The following is a 13566-nucleotide window of genomic DNA, read 5'->3' as shown; positions in this document are numbered from 1 at the left end:
CCGTGCAGCGGGCCGAGCCGTGCTGGGGCACGGTCGTCTCGGTCGACGTGCGGGACGCGGACCACGCGGTCGACGAGCGCGCCCTCGACGACGTGTACGCGTGGTTCGACCGTGTGGACCTGCTGTTCAGCACGTGGCGGGACGACTCCGAGATCGTGCGGCTCGGGCACGGTGCGCTCGCGCGGCACAACGCGAGCGACGAGGTCCGGACCGTGCTCGCGCTCTCCGACCGCGTCCGCGAGGAGACGGGCGGAGCGTTCGACGTGCGCGCCGGCGCGCACCCGGACGCGCCGCCCGCGCCCGGGCGCGCGCCGCTCGACCCGTCCGGGATCGTGAAGGGATGGGCGGTCCAGCGCGCCGGCGAACTGCTCGAACGCGCGGGTGCGCACGACTTCTGCATCAACGCGGGCGGCGACGTGCTGACGCGCCGCCCGCGTGATGAAGCCACCCCGTGGCGCGTCGGGATCCAGCACCCGTGGGAGCGCGACAAGGTCGCGGCCGTCGTGGACGCGTACGACCTCGCGGTCGCGACGTCGGGACGGTACGAACGTGGCGACCACGTCCTCGATCCGCGCACCGGACACCCCGCGACCGCGCTCGCGTCCGCCACGGTCGTCGGGCCGGATCTCGCGCTCGCCGACGCGTACGCGACCGCCGTGATGGTGATGGGCCGGGCCGGGCTCGAATGGATCGCGCGGCGCGGCGGCTACGAGGCGATGGCGATCACGAACGACGCGCGCGTCCTGAGCACGCCGGGCTTCGCGCGCTTCACGACACCCCGAACAGCTTCTTGACCTCGGCCTTCTGGACCTTCTCCGTCCCCGTCCGGGGCAGCTCGTCGACGACGAGGACGCGCTGCGGCGCCTTGTAGTCCGCCATGTGCTCGTGCGCCCAGTGCGCGAGCTCGTCGCCGCTCACGCTGCAGCCCTGGCGCAGCACCACGGCCGCGGCCGGCACCTCGCCCTTGCGCACGTCGGGGAGCCCGACCACCGCGGCCTCGGACACCGCGTCGTGCTGCTGGAGCGTGTGCTCCACCTCGACGGCGAACACCGAGTACCCGCCGTGCTTGATGACGTCCTTCTTGCGCCCCGCGAACTCGACCATCCCGAGCCTGGTTCGGCGCGCGAGGTCACCCGTGCGGAGCCAGCCGTCTGGGGTGAACGCGTCGTCGGGCGCGCCGCGACCGTGGTACCCGCGCATGACAGCCGGCGCGCGCACCGCGAGCTCGCCGACGGTGCCGCGCGGGAGCTCGACACCCTGCTCGTCGACGACCTTCATCTTGACGCCCGGCATCGGGACACCGACGAGGGGCGGCGTGCGCAGCGGGATCCCCGGCGGCGAGACCTTCAGCGCGACGCCTCCGCCGAGCTCGACCATCCCGTAGCCGTCGAAGAAGGCGGCGGTCCCGAGCGACGCGTGCAGCATCGGCAACGTGACGGTCGCGCCCATGCGCTGGAACCGCCGGGCCAGGTCGACGGGCATCGCGTCGGCGCCCGACCCCCACAGCCGCACCGAGCGCAGGTCGCGCGCCGGCGCACCGGCCTCGAGCATCATGCGGTACATCGCGGGGACGCCGACGAACATCGTCGCCCGTCGCTGCTCGATCGCGTCGAGCGCGACGTCGGGACGGAACTTGCGCAACAGGTAGACGGGCACGCCGAGACATGCCTGCATGACGAGCATCGAGAACCCGGCGATGTGCGCGACCGGCATCCCGGTCACCATCTCGTCGCGGTGGAGCCACGACGGGTAGAGCACGCCCTTGATCGCCTGGCCGACGAGCGCGCGGTGCGACAGCTGCGCGCCCTTCGGCTTGCCCGTCGTGCCCGACGTGTAGAAGAGCGCGGCGACGTCGCCGGGATCGACCGGTGCAGCCGGCATCGGCGCGGCGCCGTCGACCTCCGCGGGTGAGCGGACGACCAGCGCGGCCTGCGAGTCGGCGACGACGTGGTCGACCTCGTCGGCGCGCATCTTCGGGTTGACGGGCACGGCCACGCATCCCGCGCGCCCGGCCGCGAGGCACAGCAGGAACAGCGCGTAGCCGTTCGGCGTCGCGATGACGACGCGCGCGCCCCGACCCGCGCGCGCGGCAATGCCGCCCGCCCAGCGGGCGACGACGTCCGCGGCGTCGCGGTACGTCAGCACCATCCCGTCCGCGCCGTCCTCCGTCACGAGACGGCTGCCGTCGTTCAGTCGCGTGAGACGCTCGAGCAGCGTTCCGGTCGTGACGTCGCGGGCGCGCGCCAGCGTGACCCGCTCACGCAGGGACATCGGTTCTCTCCGGTTGCTCGCCCACGGCACGTCCCCCGACTGACACTGGCGTCAGGGAGTTCGTACCCGGCTCCGGGCCGCTCTGCACCGCGAGGGCCAGGGACGGGCGTCGCGCCGGTACGCGGTCGATCGCCGTCGCCACGAGCCAGCCGAGCCCGAGCAGGGCGACGGCGACGATGCCGTCGAGCCAGAAGTGGTTGGCGGTGACGACGACGACGAGCACGGTCAACGCGGCGTGCACGACGGCCAGCCACCGCCACCGGCTGCGCGTCAGGGCGCACACGCCGACGGCGACCAGCACCGCCCACGCGACGTGGACGGACGGCATCGCCGAGAGCTGGTCGGCGATCCCCCGCCCCGTCGAGCCGTAGACCGACTGCCCGTAGCGCAGCGCGGTGTCGACGAAGCCCAGCCCGTCGAGCATGCGCGGCGGTGCCACCGGGATCATCTGCACGAGCAGGCACGCACCGGTCGCGACCGCGAGCGCGTTGCGGACGCGCGGATACCGGTCCCGACGGCGCACGAACACCCAGACGAGGAACGCGATGGTCACGGGGAAGTGCAACGACGCGTAGTAGAGGTTGGCCAGCCGGACGAGCGTCGGGTGCGGGAGGAACCACGACTGCACGGTGACCTCGCTCGGCAGGTGCAACCAACGCTCGATGTGCCACACCGTGCGCGCGTGCGCGATCGCGCCCGTCACGCGCGTGATCGACAACGTCGCGGCGAGCTGCCACATCGCGAACAGCGCGAAGACCACGGCGGCCTCCGACGCGAACGCGGCGACGAACGTCGCGACGCGACCCTCCCCGCCGCGGCGCCGCGCGACGACGCCGAGCGCAGCCAGGGTGACGGCCACGACCGCGGCCGCCCGCCACGTCACCCACAAGCTCGGCAGGTGCACGCCGTCAGTCTGCCTCGGGCCCGCGACCGGGACCACGCTCAGTAGTCCGGGATGGCCTTCGGGACGAGGTCGTCGCCCGCGGCGCCGTCCACCTCGAGCAGCTTGCCCGTGATCCAGCTCGCCGCAGGCGACGCCAGGAACAGCACCGCGGCCGCGATGTCACGCGGCGTGCCGTTGCGTCGCATCGGCGTGCGGTCGCGCATGTGCTCACGCACCGACGGATCCATCCGCTCGAGGAACCCCCGCAGCGCGTCGGTCTCGACCGCGCCCGGCAGCACCGCGTTGACGCGTACGCGTGGCGCGAGGTCGGCGGCCATCACGCGCGTGAGCTGCGCCAGCGCAGCCTTCGTCGTCGAGTGCACCAGCGACCCGCGGGCGGCCTTCACCCCCGCGACCGACCCGATGTTGACGACGCAGCCTCCACGTCCATTGGTCGCCTCGGCTCCGGCGTCCCGGCCTCCGGCCACGCCTCCGCCTCGCCTCCGACCCGCTGTCAGCATCTGAGGAACGGCGAGGCGCGTGAGCTCGAACGGGACCGAGACGTTGAAGTGGAACGACGCCTCGAGCTGTTCGACCCGTGTGTCGAGGAACCGGTGCGACACCGAACCGCCCGCGTTGTTGACGACCACGTCGACACCGCCCAGCTCCGCGACCGTACGAGCGACGATCGCGGCCAGGAACGCGAGGTCGTTCACGTCGCCGGGCAGCACCAGCGCGCGGCGCCCGTGCGCGCGGACACGCTCGGCGACGTCGTCGAGCTGGTCGGCGGAGCGGGCGACGAGGGCAGTGTCCGCGCCCGCGGCCGCGAACGTGACGGCGATCTCGGCGCCGATGCCGCGTCCGGCGCCCGTCACGATCGCGACGCGGTCGCGCAGCGTGAGGTCGTCGAGGCTCGTTCCCGTCGTGTCCACGCTTCCGTCTACCACTCGCCCGCCGGCGTGTGTGACAACGTGTCCGCGGTGAAGCAGTGGCGAGTCCACCGATACGGCCCGCCGACGGCCGCGCTGCGGCTCGACGACGTCGATCCCCCGGTGCCGGGCCCGGGCGAGGTCCGGGTCGCGGTCAGCCGGACCGCGCTCAACCTCAACGACACCGACATGTGCCGCGGCATCTACCCGACGATCGCGCCGCCCCTCCCGTTCGCGCTGGGCATGGAGATGACGGGGGTCGTCGACGCCGCGGGCCCGGGCGCCGACTCGTGGATCGGCCGGCGCGTCGTCGCGGTACCGACCGGCGGGCACGGGGCGTACGCGCAGCAGGCCGTCGCGCCGGTCGCGATGACGTTCGACGCGCCCGACGCGCTCGACGACGACCACGCGGCTGCGTTCATGATCGCGTTCCACACCGCGCACCTCGCGCTGCACCGGCGCGCCGGGCTCCGCAACGGCGAGACGCTGCTCGTCCACTCGGGTGCGGGCGGTGTCGGCTCGGCCGCGGTGCAGCTCGGCGTCGCCGCAGGCGCACGCGTGTTCGCGACCGCGGGCGGCCCCGAGAAGACCGCGTACTGCCGGGCGCTCGGTGCCGACGTCGTGATCGACTACCGCACCGAGGACTTCGCGGCCGTCGTGCTCGAGGCGACGGAAGGGCGCGGCGCCGACGTCATCTGCGATCTCGTCGGCGGCGACGTCGCGCTCGGGTCGTTCCGCTGCATCGCGCGCGAAGGGCGCTACCTGGCGGCGGGCTTCTCGGGCGGGCAGGCGGGTGGCGAGGCCGGCCTCCCACCCCGCGCCATCAGCAAGGGCAACTTCTCGGTCGTCGGCGCCATGATGAGCTGGAACGACGACCCCTACCCTGCGGCGCGCGCCGCCGGGTTCAACGCGTTCGGGCGCGACGTCGGGCAGGAGACCCACGACGCGCTCGTCGCGCTGCTCGACGCGGGCGCGATCGCGCCGCGCGTCGGCCGCGTCGTCGGCTTCGACGAGATCCCGTCCGCGCTGGAGGACCTCGAGTCGAGGAAGACGATCGGCAAGAGCGTCGTGCACGTGACGCCGTGAGGAGGACGACGTGAACCTGGTCGACGCGCTGCGGACGACGGGCGCGATCCGCGAGTTTCGCCCCGAGCCGGTCCCCGACGACGTGCTCTTCCGCGTCCTCGACAACGCGCGGTTCGCGCCGAGCGGTGGGAACCGGCAGGGCTGGCGCGTGGTCGTGCTGCGTGACGGCGCGATCCGGCGTGCGGTGCGCGACCTGTACCTCGACGGTTGGTACGACTACCTCGCGATGCGCTCGCGCGGCCTGACACCGTGGGCGCCCGTCACCGACACCGCCGCCGAGCAGGCCGCGCTCGCGGATGCGCCCGCGATCCGCGACGCCGCGTCGAGCGGGCCGGGCGGGTTCGCCGAGCATCTCGACGAGGTTCCCGTCCTGCTCGCGCTCCTGGCCGACCTGCGCGCGCTCGCAGCGGTCGACCGCGGCTTCGACAGGTACACGTTCGCGGGCGGCGCGTCGGTCTACCCGTTCGCGTGGAGCGTGCTCCTCGCGGCGCGCGAGGAAGGGCTCCGCGGCGTGATGACGACGATGCCGATCCGTCGTGAGCCCGAGATGAAGCAGCTCCTGCGCGTGCCCGACGAGCTCGCGATCGCCGCGGTGCTCGCGCTCGGGTACCCGGTCGCCGAGCCGAAGCGGCTGGCGCGCGCGCCCGTCGCCGAGTTCACCACCGTCGACACGTTCGACGGTGCACGCTTCGCCGGCTGACGCCGGCACGGCGGTCGCGTCACGCGGGACGCAGCTCGACGAGACGCACGAGCGGGATCCGGCGGTCGGTGCGCGTCTGGTAGTCGTTGTAGTACGCGCGGTCGGCGGTCAGCCCGGCCCACGTCCGCTCGTAGTCCTCGCCCTCGAGCACCTGCGCGTCGGCCCAGAACGCGCCGCCCTGCACGCGCACGAGGACCTCGGGGTTCTTCTCGCGGTCCGTCAGGTTGAGGTACCACGCGGGGTGCTTCGGCGCGCCGGAGAACGAGGCGACCACCACACGGTTGCCCTCCGGGTCCATCCAGAACGGGAGCGCGACCTTGTGCTCGTTGCCGCTCTTGCGCCCGATCGTCCGGAGCACGACGTGGTGCATGCCCGCGAGGACCCAGATCTCGTCGGCGTCGGACGACTCCATCGCGGCGACGTGCTGCCGGCTGATGCCGGGGATCTCGTCGCGCGACGGCTCGACGAACGCCTCGTTGGCCTGGCCCTCCGGGCGTGTCTGCTCGCTGTCGGACATGGCGCGGCATCGTACGCGACCATGACCGCATGACGACCCTCGGACCGCGACGCATCGCGCTCGACGGGCCCGCGAACTTCCGCGATCTCGGCGGCTATCCGACGGTCGACGGGCGCACCGTGCGCTCGGGACGCGTCTTCCGCAGCGACTCGCTCTCGCACCTGAGCGATGCCGACGTCGCGCGCCTGGTCGACGGGCTCGGTCTCGTCACCGTGGTGGACCTGCGCGCCGCGAACGAGGTCGCGACGTACGGCCCCGCACCGCTCGCCGGTCGCGGCGTCGCCGTGCACCACCTGCCGATCGTGGACGAGACGCGTCGCCGGCCGGGCGACGGCGAGCCCGACCCCGTGTCGCGCCCGATGGCGGAGCTCTACGGGATGATGCTCGAGCGCTTCGCGGATCGGTTCGTCGGGGTTCTGCGGGTCGTCGCCGACCCGGTCAACCAGCCCGTCGTCTTCCACTGCGCGGCCGGCAAGGACCGTACCGGCCTCGTCGCGGCGCTCCTCCTCGGCGTGCTCGGCGTCGACGACGACGTGATCGCGCTCGACTACGCGACGACCGCCGAGCACCTCGACGAGCTGCTGGCGCGTCAACGGTCCCGAGGCGCGGCGGGCAACGAGGCGGGGAACGTCGACCCCGCGCTGCTCACCGCGGAGGCCCACGTGATGCGCGACGTGCTCGCGGGGATCACCACCGCGCACGGCTCCGTCACCGCGTACGTGACCCGGCACGGGCTCGACGCGCGCGAGCTCGCGTCGCTGCGCGCGAGGTTGCTGGCCTGATCGCGCGTCAGTCGTCGACGCCGGGCACGGCCTCGGGATGGTTGAACGAGCCACACCCGTTGCAGCGCAGGACCATCGCGTGGAGCTGGCCGGGCACGACGCCCGTCGTCAACACGCGGCCGCAGACGCCGCAGCTCATCGCGATGTGCGCGGTCGGCCCGATCACGAGCACGGTGCCGTGGTCCCCGGAGCGCGCCTGCACGACCGTCACACCGTCCTCCGGACGCGGCGGCGGCACGGGTCGCAGCGGGAACACGAGCACCGCACCGGTCTAGCGCGCGGAGGTGTTCCGAACGTGACTCCGGTGTGAACGATTGCGCGAACTTTGACGGGCCGCGTCAGCGGAGCGCGACGCCGCGCGCGATGTCCCACCCCGGCCAGTACGGCGCGCTCGGCGCCGCGGGCGGTGCACCCGAGCCGACCGCGAACGCGTGGAGCCCGCCCCAGCCGTCGACGGTCGCACCGCTCGTGCCGTCGGGCGCGAGCGCGACGCCGCGCGCGATGTCCCACCCCGGCCAGTACGGCGCGCCCGTCACCTGCGGCGGGTCGACCGTCGACGACCCGATCCGGAACGGGTGGAGACCACCCCACCCGTCGATCACGTAGCCGAACCTCCCGGAGGGGTCGATCGTGATGCCCCGCGCGATGTCCCACCCGGGCCAGTACGGCACGCCGGTCGCGGTCGGCGCCTTCCCCGAACCGATCGAGAACGGGTGCAGCCCACCCCAGCCGTCGAGCACGAAGCCGCCGGAGCCGTCGGGCATCAACGCGACGCCGCGGACGATGTCCCACGCGCGCCAGTACGCGTTCGACGTGATGACGGGCGCGCTGCCGGCGCCGGCGAGGAACGTGTGCAGGCCGCCCCAGCCGTCGGCGACGACACCCCACCCGCGGCCCGAGAACGCGACGCCGCGCGCGATGTCCCACCCCGGCCAGTACGGCGCGTTCGTGATCGTGACGGCCGAGGCCGACGTCCCGAAGGCGTGCAGGCCACCCCAGCCGTCGAGCGTCCAGCCGCTCAAGGCGCCGCCGGCCGGAGGCGCGGTCGTGGTCGTCGTGCTGGTCGACGTGCTGCTCGTGGTCGAGGTCGTCGTCGGGGGCGGCGAGCCGTTGACGGCGTAGTGCTGCACGTCGAAGCGCGTGCCGTTCTCGTCGATCGGCGTGACCGTGATCCCCGTGCTGTCGACGTCGACCTTGAGGAAGTGGAACACGGACGCCGAGGTGGTGTTGCCGGAGGGGCACGTGCGGCCACCGCTGCCGATGCCGAACGCGTCGTACGAGCTGCACATGTCGAGCGGCTCGGGCGTGGCGCCACCGCCGCCCGTGACGTAGCTGACCATCGGCGAACCGGGGATCATCGGCTTGTTGCGCTCGTAGAAGTGCGCGTGCCCGTTGAACACGATGTTCACGCCCGCGCGCGCGAGCACGCCCTCGAGACCGTTCTGCCCCTCGAGGAACTGGTCGCTCGTCTCGTGGCTGCTGTCGCTGTAGAGCGGGTAGTGGAAGAACGCGAACTTGATCGGCGTGTCGGCGTGCGCCGCGAGGTCCTGCTGCAGCCACTGCATCTCCGCGCCGCACGGTCCGCAGCCGGGCATCCCGTTCGACCAGTGGCCCTCGAAGTCGCTCTGGTAGCCACCGGTGCCGTCGGCCCACGCCGCCTGCAGCACGTAGAAGCGCGCGCTGCCCCAGTCGAACGCGTACCAACCGTCCGAGTACGTCCTCGACCCGGCCATCTGCGTGAGGCAGCAGTACGTCATCGGCCCGAACCGGCCACCCGACGACGCGACCACGGAGTCGACGGGCCAGTCGTCGAGGTGCACGTTGCCGTTCGTGAAGCCGTGGTTCCCGAACGCGGGGAAGCCCGGGGTCGTCGCGCCGATCTTGCCCCAGTAGTCGGGCGTGAAGACGTTGCCGCCGTCGACGTCGCCGTAGTCGGTCTGCGAGCCGTCGTTGTACGCGTTGTCGCCGACCGTCACGACGAAGTTCGGATTGCTCGCCGCGATCTGCGTGAACACCTTCGCCTCGTCGGGCGTGCCGGCACCCCAGTCGCCGATCACCGCGAACGAGAACGCCGAGCCTGCACCCGCCGCGGTGCGGAACGTCGGTGCCGCACCGGCGAGAAGGTCGGTCGTCCCTTGCAGCACGCGGTAGCAGTACGCGGTGTCCGGGGTCAGCCCGTTGATGCGCGCCCCCCACTGGTACGCGGTCGCCGTGCCGACCGTGATGCTCTTGCCGGTGGCCGTCACCGTGGACGTGCCGCACGACCCGCGCGCGGTCCCGTACGTCACGACCGGCGCGGGCGACTGCGTGTCCGTCGCGAAGTTGACGAGCATCGACGACGCAGACGCGTCCGTCAGGTACGGCGTGCGCAGCAGGCGCGGCCCGGCAGCGGACGCCGGGGCGGCGGCCAGGCCCAGGAGCGCGACGAACGTCGTCGTCGCGACGACCACACCCAGCGCCCGCCGGCTGCGCGCCGGGCTCGATCCCTGCCTCACCCTCGTGCCCCCGTCCCCGGTCGTGCCCTCGCCGACCCCGATGTCGCGCGCCACGGCCCGGGACCACCTGCCGGCGCCACGTTAGGGTCCCCTGATCACCGCGGAACAGGGCGCGCGCCGCGAAACGGGTGTTTCTCCCCGGAGCGTCAGGCCGCGGCGTGACGGCGGCGGGCGAGGACGGCCGTCGCCGCGGCCGCCAGGACGGCGCCGTAGAGCATCTCCAGGCCGAGGCGGTCGGGCGCCTCCCGCTGGATCGCGGTGTGGAACCGGTCGACGGCCCGGGGCAGCGGGCTCCGCCCGAGGAAGTGGCGGCCCGGCTTGTCGAGGTCGAGGAGCACCGCGCCGAAGATGGCGGCCGCCAGCGCCCGCCGGGGCGGGACGCCCGCGACGAGCGCGGCCGACAGGGCGCCGAGCCCGAGCAGCCCGTCGCGCTTCGCGATCACGAGGAACCGCTCGTGCGTGATCTCCGGATCACCCCAGTGCGGGGTGAGGTCCATCGCGACGTGCGACGCGACGCCGAGCGCGAACGCGGCGGCGGGGCTGCGCCGACAGGTCGTGCCGACGATCGCGCCCGCGAGGACGTGGCTCGTGACGAACATCGCGAACGTTTCTAGTCGCGGGACAGTGGCCAGCCCGCGCGCCGGACGCGCGCACCGGGGATGGGCATGGCGTGGACGGGTAGCCCCCGCGGCCGCGACGCTGCCCGCATGGCCGACCACGAACCGGACGCGCTGCTTGCCCTGATGCCGTTCGCCCAGACGTGCGGCGTGCGCCTCCTGACCACCACACCGGGCGAGGTCAGGGGCGAATTGGACTGGGCCGCCGAGCGCTGCACGACGGCGGGCGTGCTCCACGGCGGCGCGTTGATGACACTCGCCGACAGCCTCGGCGCCGTGTGCGCGTTCCTGAACCTGCCCGCCGGCGCGACGACGTCGACCATCGAGTCGAAGACGAACTTCTTCCGCGCGGTGCGCGACGGGACGGTCTCCGGCACGGCGAAGCCCGTGCACGTCGGGCGAACGACCATCGTCGTGCAGACGGAGCTCCGCGACGGGCAGGGCCGGCTCGTCGCGCTCGTCACCCAGACGCAGGCCGTCTTGCAGTAAGGGCCCAACGCCGCGCATTCGCGCGCGACGTGACCGGCCTGCAGCGCGTCGTACGCGGGCGGCAACACGTTGCCGCGAAGAGGGGTACTTCTGACGATCCCGCCTGCGCGGGCGCGTCCGTACGCTCGCTCGTGGGCGGGGTCCCGCGTCGGGGGGGCAGGGATCACGCGTGGCGGAGACCTGACGCGAAACGGCGGTACACATGTCCAGTCGGCGGATCCTCGTCTCGAGCGCGCTGCTCGGCGCGCTCGCGCTCGTCCTGTCGGGGTGCCTCTCCCCGTGGTCACCCCCGCCGGCGCCGGACCCGGCCACGTTCAGCAGTCACCTGACGCGCGCGCCGTACCTCACCGACGCCGTCGGGCTGCACGTGCTCGTCAACTGGGGCACCGACCAGTCCGGCACGGTCGGCTCGGTGAAGTGGGGCCCGTTCGACACCGGCAGCGGGACCTGCACGCTGTCGAACACCCAGACCGCGACGAAGCAGACCGTCGTCGTCGCGGCCGCGACCTCGTACCAGTGGAAGGCGCCGCTGACGCTGCCGAACGTCGGACCCTTCTGCTACCGCGTGTACCTCGGCTCGACCGACCTGCTCGGCACGGCGCCGTCGCTGCAGTTCGAGGCCAACGTGCAACCCGGCTCGACCGAGTCGTTCTCGTTCGACGTGATGGGCGACTGGGGCCAGGTCGACGCGAACGGCAACAACCCCGATCAGGCGAACCTGCTGTCGCAGGTGCGCACGAGCGGCGCGCGGTTCGTCGCCACGGTCGGCGACAACGGGTACCCGAACGGCAACCAGCAGAACTACGGGGACCTCCACCAGACCGGTGCCGACACGAGCGCGATCTACGGCCCGACGTTCTGGACCGTCCCCGGCACGTCGATCCCGATCTTCCCGACGGCCGGCAACCACGGCCTCACGACGAACGCGGGCGCGCACACCGACCTCGTCAACTGGCCGCAGGACGTCGCGGTCGCGTCGTCGAACGGTCGCTACACCGGCGACACGTACTGCTGCATCAACGGCACGACGTCGGTGAACTACACGAGCGCGTGGTACGCGTTCGACGCGGGGAACGTCCGCTTCTACATGCTCGACTCCGCGTGGGGTGACACGAACCCCGGGACCGCGTCGCCGTACGCGAACGACGCGGCAGCGCACTTCGCCCCCGGGACACCGGAGTACCAGTGGCTGCTGAGCGACCTGCAGGCGCACCCGACCGGGCTGAAGGTCGCCTTCTCGCACTACCCGGTGTACTCCGACAACAACACCCAGCCCTCGGACACGTTCCTGCAGGGACCGAGCAACCTCGAGGGGCTGCTCACCCAATACGGCGTGAACCTCTGGTTCAACGGTCACGCGCACGTCTACGAGCGCAACGTCCCGAGCGCGCCCGGCGCCCCCGTCACGTACGTGACCGGCGGCGGAGGCGGCACGCTCGAGCCGATGGGGACGTGCCACGCCTACGACGCGTACGCGATCGGCTGGTCGTACTCGTCGAGCAAGGGCTCGAAGTGCGGGTCGGCCGTCGCCCCGACGTCGACCAGCCAGGTGTTCCACTTCCTGAAGGTGACGGTGAACGGCACGTCGATCACGGTCACGCCGACGGACTCGCTCGGCCGGACGTTCGACGTGCAGACCTACGACTTCTCCAGCACCGCGCCGAACACGGTGATCGACGCCGCGCCCGCGTTGCAGACGAACGCGACGAGCGCGTCGTTCACGTTCCACGCGACCGCGACGCCGGCGACGTTCACGTGCAAGCTCGACGGAGGCGCCGCGACCGCGTGCACGAGCCCGGTCAGCTACTCAGGCCTCGCCCAGGGGACGCACACGTTCACGGTCGCGGCGTCGAACAGCGGCGGTACGGACCCGACGCCCGCGACGTACACGTGGACCGTCGACACGACCGCGCCGTCCGCACCGTCGGCCGTGACCGCGAGCGCGGCGTCGCCGACGTCCGTGAACGTCTCCTGGTCCGCCTCCACCGACAACGTGGGCGTGACCGCGTACGACGTGGCGCGCAACGGGACGATCGTCGGGTCGGTCGGCGGCACGTCGACGTCGTTCACCGACACGACCGCCTCACCGTCCACGACCTACACCTACTCGGTGCGGGCGCGTGACGGGGCCAGCAACGCGTCGGGGTTCACCGCCGCAGCGCCGGTGACGACGCCGAGCTCCGTGGTCCCGATCTTCAGTGACGGGTTCGAGTCGGGGAACCTCTCGGCGTGGACGTCGTCGTCCGGCCTGACCGTCGAGGGCACGACCGTCCACTCGGGGACGAAGGCGGCCGAGGGCAACACGACGAACGGTGCGACGTACGCGAAGAAGACGCTGTCGTCGACCTACACGGACGCGTACGCGCGCATCTACTTCGACATCCCGAGCTCGTCGAGCCAGGTGAACCTGCTGCGGTTCCGTGACGCATCGGGCAACTCGCTCGGATACCTGTTCGTCAGCACGTCCGGGACTCTGGGTCTGCGCAACGACGTCGCGGCCACCACGACGACGAGCACGACCGCCGTGTCACCGGGCTGGCACGCACTCGAGCTGCACATGCGCGTGAACGGCACGTCGAGCACGATCGACGCGTGGCTCGACGACGTCCACGTCGACTCGCTGTCGTCGACGACGGCGAACCTCGGCACAGCCGCGGTCGGGCAACTGCAGATCGGCGAGGTGCAGACGGGCCGCACGTACGACGTCGTGTTCGACGACGTCGCGTTCGCGACCCAGCACATCGGGCTGTAGCCGCTGCTTGTGTGGTTCGGCCGGGTGTCACCGGGCCGAACCACA

13 protein-coding genes are annotated in these 13566 nt (G+C 72.6%); 6 read left to right on the top strand and 7 right to left on the bottom strand.

What is annotated here, in order from left to right:
- Nucleotides 1-2: 2 nt before the first annotated feature.
- A complete protein-coding gene (locus VFC33_02260) occupies nt 3-794 on the top strand; it encodes an FAD:protein FMN transferase (protein ID HZR12051.1) in 792 nt (263 codons plus the stop codon).
- Here VFC33_02260 and VFC33_02255 read toward each other — a convergent pair.
- Genes VFC33_02255 through VFC33_02245 form a run of 3 tightly spaced genes read right to left on the bottom strand, consistent with a single transcriptional unit; the run spans nt 769 to nt 4086 of the window.
- Nucleotides 769-2271 carry an AMP-binding protein gene (locus tag VFC33_02255; GenBank protein ID HZR12050.1) on the bottom strand — a complete coding sequence of 501 codons (1503 nt, stop codon included), beginning with the start codon at nt 2269-2271 and terminating at the stop codon, nt 769-771. The two genes, VFC33_02260 and VFC33_02255, sit on opposite strands and share 26 nt — an antisense overlap.
- Nucleotides 2258-3175, bottom strand: coding sequence for a phosphatase PAP2 family protein (locus VFC33_02250; protein ID HZR12049.1), 918 nt, complete (start codon nt 3173-3175; stop codon nt 2258-2260). The genes VFC33_02255 and VFC33_02250 overlap by 14 nt, the downstream gene beginning before the upstream one ends.
- Before the next feature lie 38 nt (nt 3176-3213).
- Nucleotides 3214-4086, bottom strand: a complete 873-nt coding sequence (locus VFC33_02245) for a glucose 1-dehydrogenase (protein ID HZR12048.1) — start codon at nt 4084-4086, stop codon at nt 3214-3216.
- A 48-nt stretch (nt 4087-4134) separates the two neighbouring features.
- On the opposite strand from VFC33_02245, the gene VFC33_02240 reads away from it, so the two are divergent.
- Both VFC33_02240 and VFC33_02235 read left to right on the top strand, forming a co-directional pair.
- Nucleotides 4135-5169 carry an NADPH:quinone oxidoreductase family protein gene (locus VFC33_02240; GenBank protein ID HZR12047.1) on the top strand — a complete coding sequence of 345 codons (1035 nt, stop codon included), beginning with the start codon at nt 4135-4137 and terminating at the stop codon, nt 5167-5169.
- A 10-nt stretch (nt 5170-5179) separates the two neighbouring features.
- The gene (locus VFC33_02235; GenBank protein ID HZR12046.1) at nt 5180-5869 is read left to right on the top strand and encodes a nitroreductase family protein; all 690 of its coding nucleotides are present in this window, start codon (nt 5180-5182) and stop codon (nt 5867-5869) included.
- Nucleotides 5870-5888: 19 nt separating this feature from the next.
- On the opposite strand, the gene VFC33_02230 is transcribed toward VFC33_02235, so the two are convergent.
- The gene (locus VFC33_02230) at nt 5889-6386 is read right to left on the bottom strand and encodes a nitroreductase/quinone reductase family protein (GenBank protein HZR12045.1); all 498 of its coding nucleotides are present in this window, start codon (nt 6384-6386) and stop codon (nt 5889-5891) included.
- Nucleotides 6387-6415: 29 nt separating this feature from the next.
- Between VFC33_02230 and VFC33_02225 the strand changes: the two genes are divergently transcribed.
- Complete coding sequence (locus VFC33_02225) at nt 6416-7168, top strand: tyrosine-protein phosphatase (protein ID HZR12044.1); 753 nt, start codon at nt 6416-6418, stop codon at nt 7166-7168.
- Nucleotides 7169-7175: 7 nt separating this feature from the next.
- Here the strand turns inward: VFC33_02225 and VFC33_02220 are convergent, their stop codons facing one another.
- From VFC33_02220 to VFC33_02210, 3 genes are all read right to left on the bottom strand, one after another.
- Nucleotides 7176-7430, bottom strand: coding sequence for a hypothetical protein (locus VFC33_02220; GenBank protein ID HZR12043.1), 255 nt, complete (start codon nt 7428-7430; stop codon nt 7176-7178).
- Nucleotides 7431-7506: 76 nt separating this feature from the next.
- The gene (locus VFC33_02215) at nt 7507-9717 is read right to left on the bottom strand and encodes a metallophosphoesterase family protein (protein ID HZR12042.1); all 2211 of its coding nucleotides are present in this window, start codon (nt 9715-9717) and stop codon (nt 7507-7509) included.
- Between the two features lie 92 nt (nt 9718-9809).
- Complete coding sequence (locus tag VFC33_02210; GenBank protein HZR12041.1) at nt 9810-10262, bottom strand: hypothetical protein; 453 nt, start codon at nt 10260-10262, stop codon at nt 9810-9812.
- Between the two features lie 108 nt (nt 10263-10370).
- On the opposite strand from VFC33_02210, the gene VFC33_02205 reads away from it, so the two are divergent.
- Both VFC33_02205 and VFC33_02200 read left to right on the top strand, forming a co-directional pair.
- A complete protein-coding gene (locus tag VFC33_02205) occupies nt 10371-10769 on the top strand; it encodes a PaaI family thioesterase (GenBank protein HZR12040.1) in 399 nt (132 codons plus the stop codon).
- A 202-nt stretch (nt 10770-10971) separates the two neighbouring features.
- Nucleotides 10972-13521, top strand: a complete 2550-nt coding sequence (locus VFC33_02200; GenBank protein ID HZR12039.1) for a metallophosphoesterase — start codon at nt 10972-10974, stop codon at nt 13519-13521.
- Nucleotides 13522-13566: the final 45 nt, after the last annotated feature.

This window comes from Acidimicrobiia bacterium, from assembly GCA_035651955.1.
Taxonomy (GTDB): Bacteria; Actinomycetota; Acidimicrobiia; order IMCC26256; family JAMXLJ01; genus JAMXLJ01.
The sequence above is the reverse complement of the archived record's forward strand: the minus strand, read 5'-3'. Positions and strand labels throughout refer to the sequence as shown.